Origin of the sequence: Dactylosporangium sp. NPDC006015 (assembly GCF_040614215.1) — a bacterium.
Taxonomy (GTDB): domain Bacteria; phylum Actinomycetota; class Actinomycetes; order Mycobacteriales; family Micromonosporaceae; genus Dactylosporangium; species Dactylosporangium maewongense.
Genome location: NZ_JBEXUD010000035.1, coordinates 73207 through 93503 on the forward strand (window position 1 = coordinate 73207; position 20297 = coordinate 93503).

The following is a 20297-nucleotide window of genomic DNA, read 5'->3' on the forward strand; positions in this document are numbered from 1 at the left end:
CCCTTCACGATGGGCGGTGGGTGGCGGCCCGCGCCGCCGCGTCCAGGGCGTGCTGGATGTCGGTGGCCGGCGTGTCCAGCACGGTCAGGCCGACCAGGTCGTCGGCGAGGGCGTCGGGCACCTCGTCGTCGAAGCGGCGCAGCACCCGCAGCCCGACCGCGGCGACGGCGGCGACGGCGATCGCGAACACGGCGAACATGAGGCCGAGCCCGCGCTGCGGGCCGGTGCCGAACACGGGGCCGAGGCTGCCCGCGAGGGGGCCGCCGTCGCGCAGCAGCGGGCGGAACAGCTCGGCGCCGAAGGGCGCGACGACCCCGAACCCGATCGGCATCGTCGACCATGCGATCAGCGTGTTCAGGGAGAACACCCGCCCGTGCAGCCGCTGCGGGACCTTGACCTGGATGATCGTGGTGTACACGCCGTTGAGCAGCGTCAGGGCCAGCGCGAGGCCGAGCGCGCCGGCGCCGATCAGGACCAGGTTCTCGCGCAGGCCGGTGACGAGCGCGCACACGGCCAGGCCGAGCGTCGCGACGAGGACGCCGAACATCCGCCGGTGCTGCGGCCCGCCCCAGGCGGCCATCACCAGGCCGCCCAGGAACACGCCGAGCGCGGAGACGAACGACACCTGGCCGACCTGACGCAGCGTGCCGAACGACAGGACCAGCGGCGAGAGCATCAGGAAGATCGCGGACAGCGGCACGTTCAGGACGGCGAACCAGAGCAGCATGCGGCGGAAGTTCCGGTTGCCCCAGACGTACCGGAAGCCGCCGGCGATCTCCGCGCGCAGCGTCTCGTGGCGCCGCCACGGCATGGTGGCGGGGAACCGCACCGCCAGGACGACGACGATCGCGACGAGGTAGGTCGCCACGTCGAGCGTGAGGATGCCGCGCAGCCCGATCGTGGCGAGCAGCCCGGCGCCCAGCAGCGGGGCGAGCAGCTGGGCGAGGCCGGCCCCGAGCTGGCCGATGCCGGCGGCGTGGCCGAGCAGCCGCTTCGGCACCAGCTGAGGTATCGCGGAGGTGTAGGCGATGCGCTGGAACGACAGCGCGATCGACAGCGCCACCGTGGCCGGATAGAGGGCGGCCACGCTGAGCTGCCCGGCCCAGAGCAGCGCGGCCAGCACGGCCTGGACCCCGCCGGCGGCCAGGTCGCCGGCGAGCACGATGCGGCGCCGGTCGTGCCGGTCGACGAGCGCGCCGGCGATCGGCAACGTGATCAGACCCGGGACGAGGCCGAGCACCGCGAACAACGCGAACTGCGCGACCGAACCGGTGGTCAGGTAGATCCAGACCGGGATCGCGAACTCGGTGAGCGCCGACCCGAACATCGACGCCAGCTGGCCGGCGGAGACGGCCGCGAACCGGCCGAGGCTCGGCTGCGGGCCGGTGGCGACCTCACGGCCGTGCGACACACCGTGCCGGTACCAGGTGCGATCCGGCCCGTCGGCCGGCGCCGACGGTCCGAACATGGGCGTGTCGATGATCTCGGCGATCTCGGCGGCCCGGTACTTCAGGAAGAAGTGCCCGGCCTCCCGCAGCACCACGACGGCACTGTCGTCGGACAGGAAGTGCCACTCGCGGAACCGTTCCTCGTAGAACTCGGTGGCCGGGTCGCGGGTGCCGACGACGGTGACGAACGAGGCCCGCAGCCGCTCGGCGCCGGTCGCGTACATCCCGGTGTAGTACCGCTCGGCGTCGACGGAGTCGCGGCGCAGGTTGCGCACGATGTGGCGGGCCTCCGCCGGGTCGAGGCCGCCGAGGTCGGCGCCGATCGAGGTCAGCCAGTTGTGGTAGATCCGGTCGCCGCGCAGCGACTCCATCCGCGCGACCTTCGACAGCGTCCGGGCCAGGCGGCCGCGCGGTTCGGCGAACGGGAACATCGCGCCGATGTACACGGTGCGCAGGTCCCGGCCGGCCGCCTCCAGCCGCCGCGCGAGGGCGACGGCGAGGGCCGACCCGACGCCGCAGTGGCCGTACAGGCTGATCGGCCCTTCGATCGTCGCGAGGATCTCGGCGACGCAGCGGTCGATGAGCGCGTCGAAGTCGAGCCGGTCCTCGATGACGCCGACGTCGTGGCCGGGGATGGCGACCGAGTACACCGCGTACCGCTCGGGCAGCGCGTCCGCGAGGGGCTGGTACACCACGGCGCTGCCGCCGCCGAACGGCACGCAGACCAGGGAGATGTCGGCCTTCGGCCGGTTCGGCGTGAGGCGCCGGATCACCGCCCGCGGGCCGTCGCCGGGCCGGTCGATGAGGGCGGCGAGCTCCCGCACGGTCGGGTTCTGGAACAGGTCGATGACACCGACCGCGGCGCCGGTCCTGCGGAGCCGGGCCACCACCTGCGTCGCCAGCAGCGAGTGGCCGCCGAGGTCGAAGAAGTCGTCGTCGGCGCCGACCGCGGGCACGTTGAGCACGGCCGACCAGACGTCGGCGACGACCTGCTCGGTCGGGGTGGCCGGCGCGGTCCCGCCGCCCGCGGCACGGACCGGGGCCGGCAGGGCGCGCCGGTCGAGCTTGCCGTTCGCCGACAGCGGCAGCGCGTCGAGCTCGACGAACGCGGCCGGGACCATGGCGTCGGGCAGCAGGCGCTTCAGCGCGGCGCGGTCCGGTGCGGCGCCGACGACGTACGCGACGAGCCGCTGGTCGCCAGGGTGGTCCTCGCGGACGACGACGGCGGCGTCCCGGACGCCCGGCTGCTCGCGCAGCACCGCCTCGATCTCGCCGAGCTCGATGCGCTGGCCGCGCAGCTTGACCTGCCCGTCGATGCGGCCGAGGAACTCCAGCGTGCCGTCGGGCCGCCAGCGGGCCAGGTCGCCGGTGCGGTACAGCCGGGTGCCGGGCGCCCCGAAGGGGTCGGGCACGAAGCGTTCGGCGGTCAGCCGGGGCCGCCGCAGGTAGCCCTCCGCGACCTGGACGCCGCCGATGTGCAGCTCGCCGGGCACCCCGACGGGCTGCGGACGGAGCCGGTCGTCGAGGACGTGCAGGGTGGTGTTGGCGACCGGGGCGCCGATCGGCACGCGGTGGGCGTCGCCGAGCGCTTCGGCGGTGACGGCCCAGGCGCTGACGTCGATGGCGGCCTCGGTCGGGCCGTACAGGTTGTGCAGCTCGGCGGCGGGCAGCGCGGCCAGGCAGCGGCGGGCGAGGTCGGCCGGCAGCTCCTCGCCGGAGCAGACGACGGCGCGCAGGCCGGCGCCGCCGGGCGTCGTCTCCTCCGCCAGGAAGGCGGCGAGCATCGACGGCACGAAGTGGAGGACGGTGACGCCTTCGCGGTCGATGAGTGTCCGCAGGTACGCCGCGTCCCGGTGGCCGCCCGGCTGGGCGAGGACCAGGCGCGCGCCGATGATGAGCGGCCAGAAGAACTCCCAGACGGACACGTCGAACCCGGCGGGGGTCTTCTGCAGTACGACGTCGTCGGCGGTCAGGCGGAAGCGTTCCTGCATCCAGGTGAGCCGGTTGACCACGCCGCGGTGGCCGTTGGGCACGCCCTTGGGCCGTCCGGTCGAGCCGGAGGTGTAGATGACGTAGGCGGTGTCGGTGGCGGTCGGTGGCGCCGAAATGTTGAAATTTCGGATATGTCGGTGAGTGGAGCGAGCCGACATATCTGCGGCGGCGGCCAGGGGATCCGCCGTGGTGGGCTGGGTATCGGAGCGGGCCGACGTGTCTGCGGTGGCAGGTTGGGGATTGGTGTGAGCTGACGTGTCCGCGGCGGCCTGGCGATCGGTGCGGGCCAGCAAGTCTGCGGTGGCACGCTGGAAATCCGTGCGAGTCGACATGTCCGCGGCGGCGGGTTGGGGAGCCGCCGGATCGAGGTGGTCGAGGCGGATCACCGGGCAGGTGGCGAACGCGTCGGCGAGGCCGGCCGGCGGGTCGAGGACGAGCACGGCCCGCAGGTCCGCGTCCGTCGCCATGAAGGCCAGCCGCTCGACCGGGTAGTCGGGGTCCAGCGGCACGTACGCGGCGCCGGCGCGCAGCACGCCGAGCAGCGCGCCGGGCAGCTGGAGCGAGCGCGGCGCGCACACGCCGATCCGCGTGCCCGGTCCGGCGCCCACCGGCCGCAGCGCCGCGGCCACCCGGTCGCAGTAGGCGTCCAGCTCGGCGTAGCTCCACGTGGTGCCGTCGAACGTCACGGCCGGCGCGGCCGGGGTGGCGGCGACCTGCGCGGCGAACAGGCCGGGCAGGGTGGCGCCGGCGTCGAACGGGGCGGCGGTCGCGTTCCAGGCGGCCTGCGCCGCGCGTTCGTCGTCGTCGCGCAGGTCGAGCGCGGCCACCGGCGTCAGCGGGTCGGCGACGGCGCCGCGCAGGAGCGCGGTCAGGTGGTTGACGAGCCGCCGCACGGTCGCCGCGTCGAAGAGCGCCGTGTTGTGGATGAACTGGCCCCACAGCCCACCGTCGGCGGTGTCGCTGATGTACAGCTCCAGGTCGTAGCGGGTCGCCCATGACCTGATCTCGTACCCGTCGAGGCCGTCGCCGCCGCCTGTGCCGTAGTTCTGCACCGCGAGCAGCGCCTGGAACAGCGGCGACCGGGACACGTCGCGGGGCAGGTTGAGGTCGGCGACGACGCGTTCGAAGGGCGTGTCGGCGTCGGCGAACCCGGTGAGCGCGGTCTCCCGCACCCGCAGCAGCAGCTCGGTGAACGTCGGGTCGCCGCTCAGGTCGACGGGCATGACCAGCGTGTTGACGAAGCAGCCGATGAGGTTCTCCAGCTCCGGGACGCCGCGGCCGGCGACGGGGGAGCCGATCGTGAGCCGGGTCTGGTGCGCGTGCCGGCCGAGCAGGCAGGCGTAGGCGGCCAGCATCGTCATGTACAGCGAGGCGCCGTGGCTGTCGGCGAGGGCCCGGACGCCGGCCGCGAGACCGGCGTCGAGCTCGAACTCGACGCTGCCGCCGGCGTAGGTCAGCTCGGCCGGGCGCGGCCGGTCCGTCGGCAGCGCGAGGGGCTCGACGCCGTCCAGGCGCTCCGCCCAGCGGGCGACGTCGGGCGCCGGCTTGTCGCGCTGCCAGGCCGCGTAGTCGCCGTACTGGACGGGCAGGGCGGGCAGGTCGCCGCCGTCGTACGCGGTCATCAGCTCGGCCAGCAGCAGCGGCACGGACCAGCCGTCGATCGCGATGTGGTGCACGGCCATGGCCAGGACCGCGTCGTCCGGGGACAACCGGATCAGCGCGGCCCGCAGCGGCTGCTCGGCGGCGAGGTCGAACCCGCGGGCGTGCACCGCCTCGACCGCGGCCCGGGCGGCGGCGTCGTCGGCGACGTCGACGACGGCCAGGTCGACGGCCGGGTCCTCGTCGACGACAAGCGTCGGGATCCCGTCGTCCCGGGCCGGGAACCGGGTCCGCAGCGCCTCGTGGCGGGCGACGACGCGGCGCAGCGCCCCGGCCAGCCGGTCGGCGTCGACCGGGCGCCGGATCCGCCGGGCCACCGGCACGAGGTAGGCGCGGTTGCCGGGCGCGTACTGCTCCATGAACCAGAGCCGTTCCTGCGCGAACGACAGCGGCGGCACCGTGCCGGCCGGCCTGGTGGGGACGGTGCGGGTCGCCGTGCGCCGGCGCAGTCGTTGGGCCAGCAGCGCCTGGCGGGCTTCGTCGACGGTCATCGGGTCTCCGCTTCCAGCAGGCCGGCCACCTCGTCGTCGCTGAGCTCGGCCAGATCGTCGAGCAGCCGCTGCTCGACCGCGGTGGCCAGGTCGGCCAGCCGGCGGTGCGTGAAGAGCAGGCGGATGGGCAGGTCGAGGTCGGTCATGGCGCGCAGCCGGGCGGCCACGCGGACGGCGAGCAGCGAGTGGCCGCCGAGGGTGAAGAAGTCGTCGTCCACGCCGACGCGGTCGAGGCCGAGGACCTCGGTCCAGACGTCGGCGATCAGGTGCTCGGCGTCGGTGCGCGGCGGCGTGAACGGTCCGTCGCTGCCGTCAGCACTCTCAGCACCCTCAAGGGGCGGTGGCAGGGCTCTCCGGTCGACCTTCCCGGTTGGGGTACGGGGGAGCGCGTCGACCGCGACCCAGCGGTCCGGCACCAGGTGGCCGGGGAGCCGGGCCGCGAGCCGGGCGCGCAGCGCGCTGGCCGGTGCGGTGCCGGCGACGTACGCGACCAGGGCGCCGCCGTGCGCGACGACCACCGCCCCGGTCACCCCCGGGCACTCCAGGAGGTGGTGTTCCACCTCGGCCGGTTCGATCCGGAACCCGCGGACCTTCAGCTGGTCGTCGAGCCGGCCGGCGAAGTCGAGGCGGCCGTCGGCCCGCAGCCGCACGCGGTCGCCGGTCCGGTAGCAGCGCGCGCCGAGCCCTGATGGAGGCCACGTGACGAACCGGTCCCGGGTGAGGTCGTCCCGGCCGAGGTAGCCGCGGGCCAGGCCGGTGCCGCCGAGCAGCAGCTCGCCGTACGCGCCGGGCGGCACCGGGCGCAGGCCGGCGTCGACGACCGCGACGCGCACCCCGGGCAGCGGCACGCCGATCGGCGGCGGGCCGGTCGTGTCGTCCGGGCCGAGGTCGGTCGAGGTCGCGATGATCGTGGCCTCGGTGGGGCCGTACGTGTTCACCAGCCGCACGGTGTCGCCGAACCGGGCGCGCCAGCGGGCCACGGCCGCCGCGTGCACCGCCTCGCCGCCGAGGATCACCAGCCGCAGCCGGGGCGGCCAGGCGATCGCGTCGATCTGGGCGACCAGGTCGTGCCAGTACGCGGTGGGCAGGTCGAGCACGGTGACGCCGGCGCCGTCCGGGCCGGCGAGCACGTCGGGCAGGCTGAGCGGGCCGTCCGGCAGCAGCCGCACCGTGGCCCCGGCGCCGAGTGCGGGCCAGAGCTCCTCCGCGTGCGCGTCGAACGCGAGCGGCGCGAACTGCACGACCGTGTCGCCCGGGCCGAGCCGGTAGTCGCGGCGCATCCAGCCGACCCGGGCGGCGAGCGCCTCGTGGTCGACGACCACGGCCTTCGGGGTGCCGGTGGACCCGGAGGTGTACAGCACGTACGCGGCGCCGTCCGGGGCCGCGTGGTCGACCGCCGGCACCGTCCCGGCAGGCGGCGCGACGACCCGGAGACCGTCGGGCCAGGGCGCGTCCCCGACGGCCAGCCCGGCCCCGCTGCCCGTGACGAGCTCCGCGATCCGCCCGGCCGGCTGCTCCGGGTCGATCGGCAGGTACGCGCCGCCGGCCCGCCAGACCGCCAGCAGCGCGACGATCGTGCCGATGTCCCGGTGCGCGGCGACGGCGACGACCGGCGGGCCCGCGACGACCGCCGCGCGCAACGCCAAGGCCAGCGCGTCGGCCCGGCGGTTGAGCTCGGCGTACGTCAGCGACTCGGCGCCGCAGCGGATCGCGACCGTGTCCGGCGCCGCGAGCCGGGGCAGCCCGGGAGCCAGCGGCTGCGGCGGGGAGGGCGGCGGGGCGGCGAGCGAGCCGACGAGCGCCTCGTCGGCGGCGGTCAGCAGCGGCAGCGCGCCGACCGCGGCGCCCGGGTCGGCGGCGATGCCGGCGCACAGCACCTCGAACCGGCGGGCCCAGCGCTCGACCGTCGCCGCGTCGAGCAGGTCGGTGTCGTAGCCGAAGACGAGCGTCAGGCCGTCGGCGGCCCGCCACGCCTCCAGCATCAGGTCGAACTTGGCCTGCCGGTAGCCGGAGTCGAAGAACGACGCGTGCAGGTCGGCGAACCGGTCGACCGGGGTGCCCTCGTCCTGGGTGTGCAGGATGCACATGGTCTGGAACAGCGGCGCCGCCCCGGCGGCGAGGTGCTCGAACGGCGCCTCGGCGTGGGTCAGCGCGTCCAGCACGCACTCGCGGGCCCGGCCGAGCAGGCCGGTGAACGGCTCGGCCGGGTCGACCTGGTTGCGCAGCACGACGGTCCTGGCGAAGTAGCCGACGGCCCGCTCGGTCTCGACCCGGTCCCGGGCCGCCAGGGTCGAGCCGACCAGGACGTCGGACTGGCCGGTGTGCCGGGCGAGCAGCGCCTGGTAGGCCGCGAGCAGCACGGCGAAGAGGCTGGTGCGGGACTGGCCGGCCAGACCCTCGAGGCGGGCGGTGACGCCGGCCGGCAGGTGGGCGCCGAGGAACGCGCCGCGGTGGGTGGGCTCGGCCGGGCGGGGCCGGTCCGTCGGCAGGTCGAGCGCGGTCGGCTCGGCGAGGCGGTCCCGCCAGTACGCGAGGTCGGCCTCCTGGTCGCCGTCGTTCGCCGGTACGGGCGGCAGCGGCGCCAACGGCAGCCCGGCGTAGAGCGCGGCGAGGTCCTCCCGCAGGACGTTGAGCGACCAGCCGTCCCCGGCGATGTGGTGCACGACCAGGCAGAGGACGTGATCGTCGGGGGCGAGCCGGAGCAGCGCGGCCCGCACCGGCGCGCCGGTCCGGAGGTCGAACGGCGCGTTCGTCCGGTCCGCGACGGCGGCCCGGGCCGCCGCCTCCGGCTCGGCCGCGGACTCCAGCGGGAGCTCCTCGAACGGCACGGTCGCGGGCCCGACCTCGACGGCCGGCTCGCCCCCGACCTCCGGGTAGGCGCACCGCAGCGCGACGTGCCGGGCGGCGAGGGCGTCCAGGGCCCGCCGCAGCGCGTGGCGGTCCAGCCGGCCGCGCAGGCGCAGCACCAGGAACATGTTGTACGACGCGTCGCGCGGGTCCAGCCGCTGCAGGAACCAGAGGCGGCGCTGGGCGTCGGACAGCGCCGGCGCGCGGTCCGTCGCGCCGGCACCGGCGTCGCCGGCGACGACCGGGATCCGCCGGGCGAGGGCCTCGACCGCGGGATGGTCGAACAGGTCGCGGACGGTCAGGCCGGGTAGCCGCGCCGCGACCTTGACGGCCAGCAGCGAGTGGCCGCCGAGCGCGAAGAAGTCGTCGTGCGCACCCACCGCGACGCCGAACACCTCGGCGAACACCGCGGCGACGCGCGTCTCGGCCGCGGTGCGCGGCGGCACGTACGCGGCGGCGGCGGACGGTCGCGGGTCGGGCAGGGCGGCCCGGTCCACCTTGCCGTTCGGGGTGAGCGGCAGCGCGTCGAGCACCGTGACCGTGGCCGGCACGGCGTAGGCCGGCAGGGTGGCGCGGGCCGCGTCGCGGATCGCGTCCGGGTCGACACCGGCGCCGGGGCGGGCCGTGACGTACGCGGCGAGCGCGTCGTCGCGGACCGCGGCGACCGCGGCGGCGACGCCCGGGCAGGCGGCGAGCACGGTCTCGACCTCGCCCAGCTCGACCCGGTGGCCGCGGACCTTGACCTGGGTGTCGAGCCGGCCGAGGAACTCGAGGGTGCCGTCCACCAGCCGGCGGGCGCGGTCGCCGGTGCGGTACATCCGTGCTCCCGCCGGACCCCACGGGTCGGGCACGAACCGGTCGGCGGTCAGCCGGGGCCGGCGCAGGTAGCCGAGCGCGACACCGGCACCGGCGATGACGAGCTCGCCGGGCACGCCGGCGGGGACGGGCCGCATCCGGTCGTCGACGACGTACACCCGGGTGCCCGGGATCGGGCCGCCGATCGTGACGGCCGCCGGGTCGCCGGGCACCGGCCAGTACGTCGACCAGATCGTCGTCTCGGTCGGGCCGTACACGTTGGTCAGCCGGCCGACCTTGCCGCGCAGCTCGGCGGCGAGCGGCACGGGCAGCGCCTCCCCGCCGACCAGCGCGGCCGGCACGTCGTGGTCGAAGCCGGCCGCGAGCAGCATCCGCCAGCCGGACGGGGTGGCCTGCACGTCGGTGACGCCGGTCGCGGCGATGAGCGCCCGCAGCGCCGCGCCGTCGCCGGTCTGCGCGTCGCCGGCGACGACGACCCGGCCGCCGCGGCTGAGCGGCAGGAACAGCTCGAGCCCGGAGATGTCGAACGACAGCGAGGTGAGCGCCAGCCAGGCGCGGCCCTCCTGCGGCCCGGTGACGGCGGCCATCGCGGCGACGAACGCGGCGAGCGCGCCGTGCGGCACGACGACGCCCTTGGGCCGTCCGGTGGACCCCGACGTGTACAGCACATAGGCCGGGTCGTCCGGGCCGATGGCGTCGACGGCGATGACAGCGGCGGGCTCGTCCCGCGGTTCGTCGTCGGCGGCGTCGATGAGCAGCGCCGCCGCGCCGAACCGGTCCGCGAACGCCGGCTCGGTGAGCACCGTGCCGACGCCCGCGTCGGCGATGACGAACGCGAGCCGGTCGGCCGGGTACGCCGGGTCGAGCGGCAGGTACGCGGCGCCGGCCCGCCAGACGGCGAGGAGCGCGACCACCATCGCCGGGCGCCGGGACAGCCCGACCCCGATCAGCGGCCCGCGCCCGCGGAGGCGGGCGGCCAGCCGGTCGACCTCGGCGTCGAGCTCGCGGTAGGTGAGGTCGCCGCCGTCGCCGGTGACCGCGACGGCGTCCGGCGTGGCCCGGGCCCGCTCCCGGAACAGCTCGGCGACCAGCGGGGTGGTCTCCCCGGGGCCCGTGCCGTTCCAGCGGGCCAGCGCCTCGCGCCGCTCGTCGTCGTCGAGCAGCCGCAGGTCACCGGCCGGGACGTCGGGCCGCCGGGCCGCGTCGTCGAGCAGGACGAGCAGCCGGCGGATCCACCGCTGCGCGGTGCCGGGGTCGAACAGGCCACGGTCGACCGTGAGCACGCCGACGGCGGCCTCGGGGCCCTGGATGACGTCGAGGGACACGTCGGTGCGGGCGACGTCGAACGGGTGGTCCAGCAGCTCGACGTCGAGGCCGCCGAGGCTCGGCCGGTCCTGCTCCTGCCGCAGGTACATGAGCATGGCCTGGAACAGCGGGGTGCGGCTGCGGTCGCGGGGCGCGCCGACCGCCGACACCACGCGTTCGAACGGGGCCGCGTGGCTCAGCGCGCCGAGCACGGTCCGGCGGGCCGTCCGCAGCAGCGCGCGGAACGTCGGGTCGCCCGACAGGTCCGTCCGCAGGACCAGGGTCTCGGAGTAGCAGCCGACGCGGTCGTCGAGGTCCGGGTCGTCGCGGCCGAGGACCGGCGTGCCGAGGCAGACGTCGTCCTGGCCGCTCATCCGGCCGAGCAGCAGCGAGAACGCCGCGACCAGCGCGGTGAACACGGTGGTGCGCTCGGACCGGGCCACGGTCTCCAGGCGGCGCAGCAGGTCGACGGGGATGTCGAAGACGACGGAGCTGCCGCGGCCGCGGCGCACCGGGGGCCGGGGCCGGTCGGTCGCCAGGTCCAGCACCGGGGCGCCGGCCAGCCGTCCGGTCCAGTACCCGAGGTCCGTCGCGGCGCCCGGGGCGGCATCGTCCGGGACCGGCGGCAGCTCCGGCAGTGCCACGGGGGCGCTGGTGGCGCCGGTGGCGTACGCCTGGTACAGCGCGTCGAGGTCGCGGCGCAGCACCTGCAGCGACCAGCCGTCGGCCGCGACGTGGTGGGCGGCGAGCGCGAGCACGTGCTCGTCCGGCCCGACGCCGATCAGCAGGAAGCGGGCCATCGGGCCGGCGGCGAGGTCGAACGGCCGCGTCACGAACGCGGCGACCAGGTCGCGGGCCTCGTCCAGGCCGGTCGCGGCGGCGGTCTCCAACGGGACGCCGCCGGCGGCCGGCACCAGCACGGGCGCGCCGTCGAGCTGCGCGACCCGGGACCGCAGGGTGTCGTGCCGGTCGGTCACCGCATCCAGCGCGCGCTCCAGGGCCGCCCGGTCCAGGCGGCCGCGCACGTGCAGGACCAGCGGCAGGTGGTACGACGCGTCGGCCGGATCCAGCTGGTGCAGGAACCACAGCCGCTCCTGGCCGGGCAGCAGCGGCCTCATCGCGGCTCCTCCTGCAGCGTCCGGGCCAGCGCGGCCAGGAACCGCGCCGCCTCGCGGCCGTTGACGACGCGGTGGTCGTAGGCGAGACCGACCTGGCTCACGGTGCGGGCCGCCGGCCGGCCGTCGTCGCCGAGGTGCAGCTCGGGCCGCGGGGCGGTGACCGCGACCGCGCAGGTCTGGCCCGGGTACACGATCGGGATCGCCAGGCTCACATCGGCGTCCTGGTGGAGGGTCAGCGTGATCGTCGCACCGTCCAGTTCAGACGGACGGAACGCGCCGCCGGCCGCCGTGACCCGGAACCTGGCGAGGGCCCGGGCGATCTCGGCGACCGTCGCGGTGCCGGCGTCGCGGACCACCGGCACGTACAGGCCTTCGCCGAGGTCGACGGTGACGCCGACGTGCGCGGCGAAGGCCGGGTGCAGGGTGTGGCCGTCGTCGTCGAGCCTCGCGAAGCACATCGGGTGCTCGGCGTGCGCCGCCCCGATCGCGGCGACGAACAGCTCGGCGAGGCCGACGGGCCGCCGCACCGCGCGGGTCAGCCGGGGCATCCGCTCCAGGGCGGCGCCGACGTCGATCGTCATCGCGGTGTACGCGGCGGGGACGGTGGCGTGCGACCGGGCCACCGTCCGGGCGACCGCACGCTGGTTGCGGGACAGGCTTCCGGTCGCACTTCCGGTCGCACTTCCGGTCGCAACGGGCGGCGGCGCTTCGGCCAGGGCGTCGATGTCCGCGCGGCGGACGATGGGGCGGCCGAGCGCGGCGACCTGCTCGGCGCTGACGCCGAGCTCGGCCATGCGGGCGCGGGCCGGCGCGGTGATCGTCGGGCCGTCGTCGCCGGCCGACGACGGGACCGGCGCCGCGCCGGCGGCGGTGGGGTCGTCGAGGACGGCGATCACCTGACCGGGGGCGATCTCGGCGCCGGTCGCCGCGCGGTGGCGCAGGACGCCGCCCGTCGCGGCGGTCAGCTCCTCGACCGCCTTCGACGTCTCCACCTCGGCGACCGGCGCGCCGGCGGGCACCGCCTCGCCGTCCGGGGCGAGCCAGGCGAGCAGCATGTAGCTGTCGTCGTTGGTGTTGAGCTTCGGCACCGCGATCTCAGGCACGGACGGTCCTCACCAGCGCGTCGTGGATGGTGCCGGCGCTCACGAGCACGTGACGCTCCAGGTGTGGTGCGGCGGGGATGACGGCGTCGGCGCCGTGGACGAGCGTCACGGGCGCGGCGAGGTCCGCGAAGTGGCGCGCGTGGACGTGATGCGCGACCTCGGCGCCCCAGGTGCCGCCGGCGGTGCCGTCCTCGGCCACCACGACGTGCGGGACGGGCGGCAGGTCGAGGCGCACCGGGTACAGCCGCGAAGGGACGACCAGCAGTCCGGCGATCTCCTGCTCGATCAGCAGCGTCCGCAGCGCCGCCAGGGCGCGCTCGGCCATGCCGCCCGGCGCGATCAGGACCAGCTCCGGGCGTTCGCCGGTCCCGACGTACGCCACGCCGTCGCGCACCTCGACCGTGAACGGGGCGGCCACGGTGGGCAGCATCCGGCGGGTGTAGAGGATCTTGTCCTCGACGAACACGCACGGCTGCCCGAGTGCCAGCATCTCGGCGAACACCTCGGCCGCGTCGCGGAACGGCGACATCTCGAACACGGCGAGGCCGGGCACGCCGATCAGGTGCTTCGTCAGGCTCTGGCTGTGCGTCGGCCCGTAGCCGCGGCCGCCGCCGCTGGGGCAGCGCACGACCATGCGCATCGGCAGCCGTTCGCCGTACATGGTGACGGACTTGGCGGCGAAGTTGACCAGCTGGTCGAAGCCGAGGGTGAGGAAGTCGGCGAACATGTACTCGACGATCGCGGTGTCGCCGGCCAGGGCCAGGCCGGCCGCGATGCCGGTGATGGCCGACTCGCTGATCGGGGTGGACAGCACCCGGTCCGGGAACCGGGTGGAGAGCCCGCGCGCGACCTTGAACGCGCCGCCGTACGGGTCGAGGAGGTCCTCACCGATGAGGTACGCCCGCTCGTCGCCCGCCAGGACCGTGTGCAGCGCGGCGTTGATGTTCTCGGCGACCCTCATGAGACGGCCCACCCGGCGGCGGGGTGGGCGGAAGCCCCGGCGACGCGGTCCTCCCGCGGCCGGCCGGTCCACTCGGCGGGTGGGCGGGCCGACACCTCGGCGACGACGCGGGCGACGCGGTCCCGCTGGGCGCGGTCCAGGTCCGGCGCGGCGGCGGCCACCGCCGGGTACCAGTCGGCCAGCGCCGCGACCTGGTCGGCGGGGCGGGTGTCGTCGCCCTTGCTGTGCGGGCCGAGCCGCGGGGTGCGGAACTCGACGATGAGCGGCGCGCCGTCGCGTACACCGGCGACGAACGGGGCGAGCTCCGCCCTGATGCGGGCCGGGTCGGTCGCGGTGACCAGTGTGTGGGCCAGTCCGAACGCGGCGGCGCGCCCGGCGACGGTGCCGGCCATGGCGTGCCCGGTGGGCGTCGACTGGGCGATCCCGTTGTGCTCCACCACGACCAGCAGCGGCAGCCGCCACAGCGCGGCGATGTTGAGCGCCTCGTACACCGCGCCCTCGCCCCAGGTGCCGTCGCCGATGTACGCGCAGGCGAGCGCGCCCTGCCGGTGGCGGCGCAGGTGCAGCGCGAGCCCGGCCGCGACCGGCAGGCTCTCACCCTGCACACCGGTGGACAGGTACCCGCGCCGGTGGATGTGCTGGCTGCCGCCGACGCCGTGGCACACGGCGCCGGCCCGGCCCATGATCTCCGCGAGGAGCCCCTCCGGGTCGTCGAACCGCGCGAGGTAGTGGCCGTGCCCGCGGTGGTTGCTCAGCACGTGGTCGTCCGGTCCGAGCAGGCCGCTCACGGCCACGGGCACGTACTCCTGGCCGAGGCAGGTGTGCGTGGTCCCGGACAGCTCGCCGCGCGCGAAGAGGTCCAGCAGCGCCGTCTCGAAGTGCCGGATGAGCAGCATCGCCGCCCGGTCGGGTGCCTCGGTGGGTGCCTCGGCGGGCGCCTCAGGAAGCGCTGACGGCATCCACGACTCCGTTGACCGTCGGGTGGTCGAAGAACGTGTCGATGTCGACGTCGACGCCGAGCGTCTTGCGCATCCGCGCGATGATCTGCGTCGCGGTCAGCGAGTCGCCGCCCAGGTCGAACAGGTCGTCGTCGGGGCCGATGGCGGGGTCGCCGAGCACGTCGCGCCAGATGGCCAGGACCGGCTCCACGAGCTCGCCGCCGCCGGCCGGTGCCGGCGCGGTGGCCGGCGCCCCGGCCGCGGCGGGCGGCACGGAGGTACCCGAGGCGCCCGAGGCGGCAGCGGGGCTCAGGTCGCGCAGCAAGGTCCCCGGATCGGCGGCGACCCGGGTGAGCACCGCGCAGAGGTCGCCGGCGAACCGCGCGGCGACGGGCGCCGCGGCGGCCGAGTGGCGCAGCCGGGCGGTGACCGTCGTGCCGTCGTCGACCGCCTGCAGCTGCAGGTCGCCGCGCACGCTGCCGGCGAACGCCAGCCAGTTGACGGCCGCCGGGCTGCCGTCGAACCGTGGCGCGGCGCCGACCCGGCGGTAGCTGACGGAGACGGGCGCGATCGCGGCGTGCGGCCGCAGTCGGCGCACCGCGCGGGCGAGGGGCACCGACCGGTGCGGGTACATCGCGCGGAGCGTCGCCCGGACCCCGGCGGCGAACTCCGCGAACGGGGAGTCCGCGTCGGGACGCGTGTCGACGGGGAACTCGGTCGCGAACGGGCCGACGGTGTCGAACGCGCCGGGCTCCCGGGTGGACACGTCGACGCCGGTCGTGACGCGTGGGTTGCCGTACGCGCCGAGTAGGGCGTGGACCGCGGCCAGCAGCGTCTCGAACCGGGTCAGCCCGGGCAGGTCGGGCACGGGCGGCTCGAACGCGTGCACCTGACCGGCCCCGTGGTCGCGCCCGGTGAGGACGTGCTCGCCGACGACCGCGGGCAGCGGCTCGGCCCACCGGCCGGACCAGAACTCCTCCGCCGCGGCCCGGTCGCGGGCCAGCCGTGCCGCCTCGGCGGCGAGCTCGTCCTCGGCGGTGCGCGGCAGCGGCGCCGGGATCTCACCGGCGTAGAACGCGGCCAGGTCCCGCAGCAGCACCTCCTTGGACAGCCCGTCGACGACCAGGTGGTGCGCGGTGACGACCAGCGTCCGGCCGAGCAGCGCGAACCGGGCCAGCGGTCCCGCACCGAGGTCGAACGGGCGGGTGGCCTCCTCCTCGACCGACTCGTCCGGCCCCGCCACGCGCAGGACGGGAGCGGTGGTCCGGGTGAGGTGGGTGACGCCGTCGCGCTCGACGACCGCGACGGTCAGCAGCGCGTGCCGCTCGACCACGGCCGCGCAGGCCTTGGCGAGGAGCCCGGCGTCCGGTTCGTGGGCGAACGTGACGACCAGCGGCATGTGGTAGGCGGTGGGGGCGGCACCGGACGCGGCGAGCCGCATGCCGTGCTGGACGGCGGACGCCTGGATCACGTCAGGCTCCTTCGCAGGGATCGTTTGTCGACCTTGCCGCCGCGGTTGCGCGGAAGCTTGTCCACGACGTGGACGAGGGAGGGGATCTCGTGCGGCGCGAGGCGGCCGGCGAGGAACGCCCGCAGCGCCGGCGGGGTCAGCGCCGCGCCGCCGCTGACCACGATCACGGCGGCCAGCTCGACGCCGAGCACCTCGTGGGGCAGCCCGACGACGGCGGCGTCGGCGACCTCCGGGTGCTCGTGGATGGCCGCCTCGACCTGCAGCGTCGACACCCGGTGGGCGCCGGTCTTGACCAGGTCGCCGTCCCGCTCGACGAGGAACAGGAAGCCGTCGTCGTCGACGTAGCCGACGTCGCCCATCCGGACCCAGCCGTCCTGGAAGGTGGCGCCGCTCGTCGTGGTGTCGCCGACGTACGTGCGGGGCGGGGCGGGGGAGCGCATCCAGACGGCGCCGATCTCGCCCGGCGCGCAGGGCCGCCCGTCGTCGTCGGTGACGCGCAGGCCGCCGCCGGCGATCGGCCGGCCCACGCTGTCCGGGCGCTCCGGGTCGTACGTCATGGCGGTCTGCGCCGGGGCGGCCTCGGTCGAGGTGTAGTAGTTGACGATCGTCGCGTTCGGGAACGCGGCCGCGAGGCGGGCGGCGACCGGCCCCGGCAGCGGCGCGGCGGCCGACCCGAGCAGCCGGACGCTGCTCAGGTCGTGGCCGTCGGCCACGGCGAGCAGCTCCATGGCCATCGCGGGGACGACGAACACCGTGCCGGCGGACCAGCGTGTGATGGCGCGCGCGAAGCGCAACGGGGTGAACTGCGGCAGTGTGACCACGGCGGGGTGGGCGAGCAGCGCGGTCATCAGCATGACCTGGGCGGCGTTCGTGCCGATCGAGAACGCGTGCAGCAGGTGGCGCGAGTGGCGGAACGGGCGGTGCCGGGCGCCCGCCCCGTATGTGACGTTGGCGTGGGTGGCGGCGACACCCTTGGGCCGCGCCGTCGTGCCGGACGTGTACAGGATCTGGGCCAGGCCGTCCGATGTGGACAGATCCGCGCCGTCGCCGGTGTCGTCGTCGCCGTCGGCCGTGGCGTGGGTCCACCCGCCGGTCCAGCCGGGCGCGCCGCCGCCGTGGACGAGACCCGTGGCGGAGCAGTCGGCGAGCGCGTGCGCCACCTCGGCGGGCGCCGCGTCGCCGGAGACCGGCACGGCGACCGCGCCTAATCGCTGCACCGCCACGTAGGCGACCGCGAAGTCGAGCCATTCGGCGGCGCCGAACCGCAGGCCGACGCGGTCGCCCGGCGCGACGCGGCGCTGCCGCAGCCGCTCGGCGAGGCCGGTGGCACGGCGCTGCCAGGAGCCGAAGGTCAGCGCCCCGACGCCGTCGACGACCAGCGCCTCGCGGTCCGGCTCCGATGTGGACCGGTCGGTGAGGAGGCGGGGAACCGTCGGCGGGACGGCGTGCAAAACCACGGCAACAGGGTTGCATGATGCAGTGAAGTCCTGCAATATCCATCGCACTCGACTTTAGAAACTGAACAGGAACGGGAATGAAACCGACTCGACGGGGGCCGCTGACCTGCGCGCAACGTGAGTGGTTCCTGGACGTCGGCATCGACGCGGACTCGCCGTGGTCGTCCGCCGCGAACTTCACCGGCGTGGTCGACGGCGCCGGCGCACCGGTCGGCGTCGCGCTGGCCGCGATCGGCGACCTGCTCGACCGGCATGAAGGGCTGCGGACGCTCCTGCCCGTGACCGGCCCCGGCCTTCGTGAGCAGCACGTCCTCCCGGCGGCGGAGCGACTGGGCGAGGTGGTGCGGGTCGCGCCGGCCGGCGCCGAGGCGGACGCGGCGATCGCGGCGGCCGCGGCCACGGCGTTCCGCCTCGGCGAGCAGCAGCCCGTGCTCTTCGTGCTGGCGGTCGCCGCCGGCGCCGTGCGACGGATCGGGATCGTCGCCGACCACTCCGCGGTCGACGGGTGGGGCATGCGGGTGCTCCGGAGCGACTTCTTGCAAGCCTTGCGGAGCCGGATGGGCGGACGTGCGGCGTTCGGCGGTCTTCAGGGCCGGCCCGCGCCGGAGCAGCCCCTGGAGACCGCCGAGTGGGAGACGTCCGCTCCGGGCCGGGCCCATGCCGAGCGGGCCGAGGCGCACTGGCGGCGGCAGCTGGGCGCGCTGCGCGACGGGCTGTCCAGCTGGCGCCCGGACGGCGGGACGGCGCCGGCGGACCCGGTGCTGCGGTCCCGGTGGCTCGCCTCGGCGCACGCCGCCCGGGCCGCGCAGGCCGTCGCCACCCGCGCCGGTGTGCCGGTGTCGGCGGTCTACCTGACCGCGTTCGGCTCGGCGATCGGCCTGGTCGAGGGCTCGCCGTGCGCCGGTGTCCAGGCCCTGGCCGCGAACCGGCTGTCGGCGGGGACGCAGGCGTCGGTCCGCAAGGCGGTCATGCCGGTGCCCGTCCTCGTGCCCGGGGGCGGTGACCTGACCGCACGGCTGGCGGCCACGGCCAGCAACCAGCTGCACGGCCACCGGTTCGCCAACCTCGACCCCGCGCGGGCCGCGGCGATCAGCGCGGAGGTCCTCGGCGAGCTGGCCGGGACGGGCGCGGCCGCGGCCCGGTTCAACTACATCGACGCGTCCATCGTGGGCAGCGCGGCGAACAGCCGCTCACTCGGCGCCGAGGCCATCCCGTTCACCGACCCGGCGGTGCAGGACCGCGTCACCGAGCAGCCCGACCGGCCCGGCGGGTCGCGGTACATCCTGTCGGTCCAGCACCGCCCGGCCGCCGCGCTGATGACGATCGCCTGCCACGGCGACACGGCGTGGGCGCCGGCGGCCGGCGACATGCTCCGGCACGTCGAGGCCGTGCTGGTGCGCGCCGCCGGGTAGGCCGGCCCGGGCGCTGACGGCCCGGGCCGGCGAAGGGGAACCGTCAGGTGGTCGGGATGGTCACCTGACCCGGGGTGTTGCGCTGGGTGGTGGTGCCGTCGCCCAGCTGGGAGTTGCCGTTGTTGCCCCAGCACCACAGGCTGCCGTCGGTCCGGACGCCGCAGGTGTGGTAGTTGACGACGAAGCCGGTCGTCCAGGTGGTGGCGGTGCCGACCCGGGTGGGGGTGGAGCGGTTGGTCGTGGTGCCGTCGCCCAGGCCGCCGGCCATGTTGTTGCCCCAGCACCAGAAGCTGCCGTCGGTGCGGGAGGCGCAGACGGTGTTGTCGCCCGCGTTGGCCTTGTTCCAGGTGGTGGTGGTGCCGACCTGCACCGGGGAGGTCTGCAGCGGGCCGGCGGCGCCGAGCTGGCCGTAGCCGTTGTTGCCCCAGCACCACAGGGTGCCGTCGGTGCGGGTGCCGCAGCTGTGCGCGTATCCGGCGGTGACGCCGTTCCAGGTGGTGGCGGTGCCGACCTGCGCCGGGGTGGTGGAGTAGCTCAGCGTGCCCACCCCGAGCTGCCCGCTCGAGCTGTCGCCCCAGCACCACAGGGTGCCGTCGGTGCGGGACCCGCAGGTGTGCGCGTATCCGGCCGTGACGCTCGCCCAGGTGGACGCCGTGCCGATCCGGACCGGCGAGGTCAGGTAGTAGTCGGCGGTGCCGGTGCCCAGCTGGCCGAGGCGGTTGAAGCCCCAGCACCACAGCGAGCCGTCGGTGCGGACGCCGCAGGTGTGCGCGTCGCCGGTGCTGACGCTCGCCCAGGTGGTGGCGGTGCCGACCTGGACGGGGGCGTTCCGGTTCGTGGTCGTGCCGTCGCCGAGCTGGCCGCGGACGTTCCTGCCCCAGCACCACAGCGTGTGGTCGGCCTTCACCCCGCACGTCTGGCTGCTGCCGGCGTCGATGGCCGCCCAGGTGGTGCCGGTGCCGATCCGGGTGGGCGTGGTCCTGGTGTCGTTGGTGCCGTCACCGAGCTCGCCGCTCCAGTTGCTGCCCCAGCACCACAGCGACGCGTCCGTGCGGATCGCGCAGGTGTGCGCGTAGCCGGCGGCGACGCTGGAAACGGTCGGGGCGGCGGCCGCGGCGGGACTGGCGAAGGCCGTGATGCCGAGCGCGACGCTCGCGATGGTCGCCGCCACGGCGATCGAGCGCCGCAATCGGGCGCGCAGCCGGCCGTCCTGATATCTGCCCATGTGATGTGCTCCCTCACCGATGTCGATGCACGGACCTTGATCGCGGGGACGCTA

At 75.8% G+C, this 20297-nt stretch carries 9 protein-coding genes; 1 reads left to right on the forward strand and 8 read right to left on the reverse strand.

All coding sequences use genetic code 11. From position 1 onward, the window contains the following. Window positions 1-4: 4 nt before the first annotated feature. The 7 genes from ABZ321_RS41600 to ABZ321_RS41630 are packed head-to-tail and all read right to left on the reverse strand — an operon-like array spanning window position 5 to window position 17606. Window positions 5-5590: an amino acid adenylation domain-containing protein gene (locus tag ABZ321_RS41600; RefSeq protein WP_354901222.1), complete on the reverse strand. Its 5586-nt coding sequence runs from the start codon at window positions 5588-5590 to the stop codon at window positions 5-7. Beyond that, window positions 5587-11676: an amino acid adenylation domain-containing protein gene (locus tag ABZ321_RS41605; RefSeq protein WP_354901224.1), complete on the reverse strand. Its 6090-nt coding sequence runs from the start codon at window positions 11674-11676 to the stop codon at window positions 5587-5589. The genes ABZ321_RS41600 and ABZ321_RS41605 overlap by 4 nt, the downstream gene beginning before the upstream one ends. After that, window positions 11673-12779, reverse strand: a complete 1107-nt coding sequence (locus tag ABZ321_RS41610; protein ID WP_354901225.1) for a 2-oxo acid dehydrogenase subunit E2 — start codon at window positions 12777-12779, stop codon at window positions 11673-11675. The genes ABZ321_RS41605 and ABZ321_RS41610 overlap by 4 nt, the downstream gene beginning before the upstream one ends. Beyond that, window positions 12772-13740 (reverse strand): transketolase C-terminal domain-containing protein, encoded by a 969-nt coding sequence (locus tag ABZ321_RS41615; RefSeq protein WP_344508744.1) that lies wholly within the window; start codon window positions 13738-13740, stop codon window positions 12772-12774. Before ABZ321_RS41615 ends, ABZ321_RS41610 begins: the two co-directional genes overlap by 8 nt. After that, window positions 13737-14699 (reverse strand): thiamine pyrophosphate-dependent dehydrogenase E1 component subunit alpha, encoded by a 963-nt coding sequence (locus ABZ321_RS41620; RefSeq protein ID WP_354901227.1) that lies wholly within the window; start codon window positions 14697-14699, stop codon window positions 13737-13739. Before ABZ321_RS41620 ends, ABZ321_RS41615 begins: the two co-directional genes overlap by 4 nt. Then, entirely contained in the window at window positions 14680-16149 is a 1470-nt protein-coding gene (locus tag ABZ321_RS41625; RefSeq protein ID WP_354901229.1) for a condensation domain-containing protein, read from the reverse strand. Before ABZ321_RS41625 ends, ABZ321_RS41620 begins: the two co-directional genes overlap by 20 nt. Continuing rightward, on the reverse strand, window positions 16146-17606 hold the full coding sequence (locus ABZ321_RS41630) for a class I adenylate-forming enzyme family protein (protein ID WP_354901231.1): 1461 nt from the start codon (window positions 17604-17606) through the stop codon (window positions 16146-16148). The genes ABZ321_RS41625 and ABZ321_RS41630 overlap by 4 nt, the downstream gene beginning before the upstream one ends. A 77-nt stretch (window positions 17607-17683) precedes the next feature. Between ABZ321_RS41630 and ABZ321_RS41635 the strand changes: the two genes are divergently transcribed. Further along, the gene (locus tag ABZ321_RS41635) at window positions 17684-19018 is read left to right on the forward strand and encodes a hypothetical protein (RefSeq protein ID WP_354901233.1); all 1335 of its coding nucleotides are present in this window, start codon (window positions 17684-17686) and stop codon (window positions 19016-19018) included. Between the two features lie 43 nt (window positions 19019-19061). Here the strand turns inward: ABZ321_RS41635 and ABZ321_RS41640 are convergent, their stop codons facing one another. Continuing rightward, window positions 19062-20243 carry a hypothetical protein gene (locus ABZ321_RS41640; protein ID WP_344508734.1) on the reverse strand — a complete coding sequence of 394 codons (1182 nt, stop codon included), beginning with the start codon at window positions 20241-20243 and terminating at the stop codon, window positions 19062-19064. Between the last annotated feature and the right edge of the window lie 54 nt (window positions 20244-20297).

Bases quoted from the DNA above. Each gene is read 5' to 3' on its own strand.
- ABZ321_RS41600 (WP_354901222.1), bottom strand. From the start codon at position 5,590: ATGACCGTCGACGAAGCCCGCCAGGCGCTGCTGGCCCAACGACTGCGC.
- ABZ321_RS41605 (WP_354901224.1), bottom strand. From the start codon at position 11,676: ATGAGGCCGCTGCTGCCCGGCCAGGAGCGGCTGTGGTTCCTGCACCAG.
- ABZ321_RS41615 (WP_344508744.1), bottom strand. From the start codon at position 13,740: ATGAGGGTCGCCGAGAACATCAACGCCGCGCTGCACACGGTCCTGGCG.
- ABZ321_RS41620 (WP_354901227.1), bottom strand. From the start codon at position 14,699: ATGCCGTCAGCGCTTCCTGAGGCGCCCGCCGAGGCACCCACCGAGGCA.
- ABZ321_RS41635 (WP_354901233.1), top strand. From the start codon at position 17,684: ATGAAACCGACTCGACGGGGGCCGCTGACCTGCGCGCAACGTGAGTGG.
- ABZ321_RS41640 (WP_344508734.1), bottom strand. From the start codon at position 20,243: ATGGGCAGATATCAGGACGGCCGGCTGCGCGCCCGATTGCGGCGCTCG.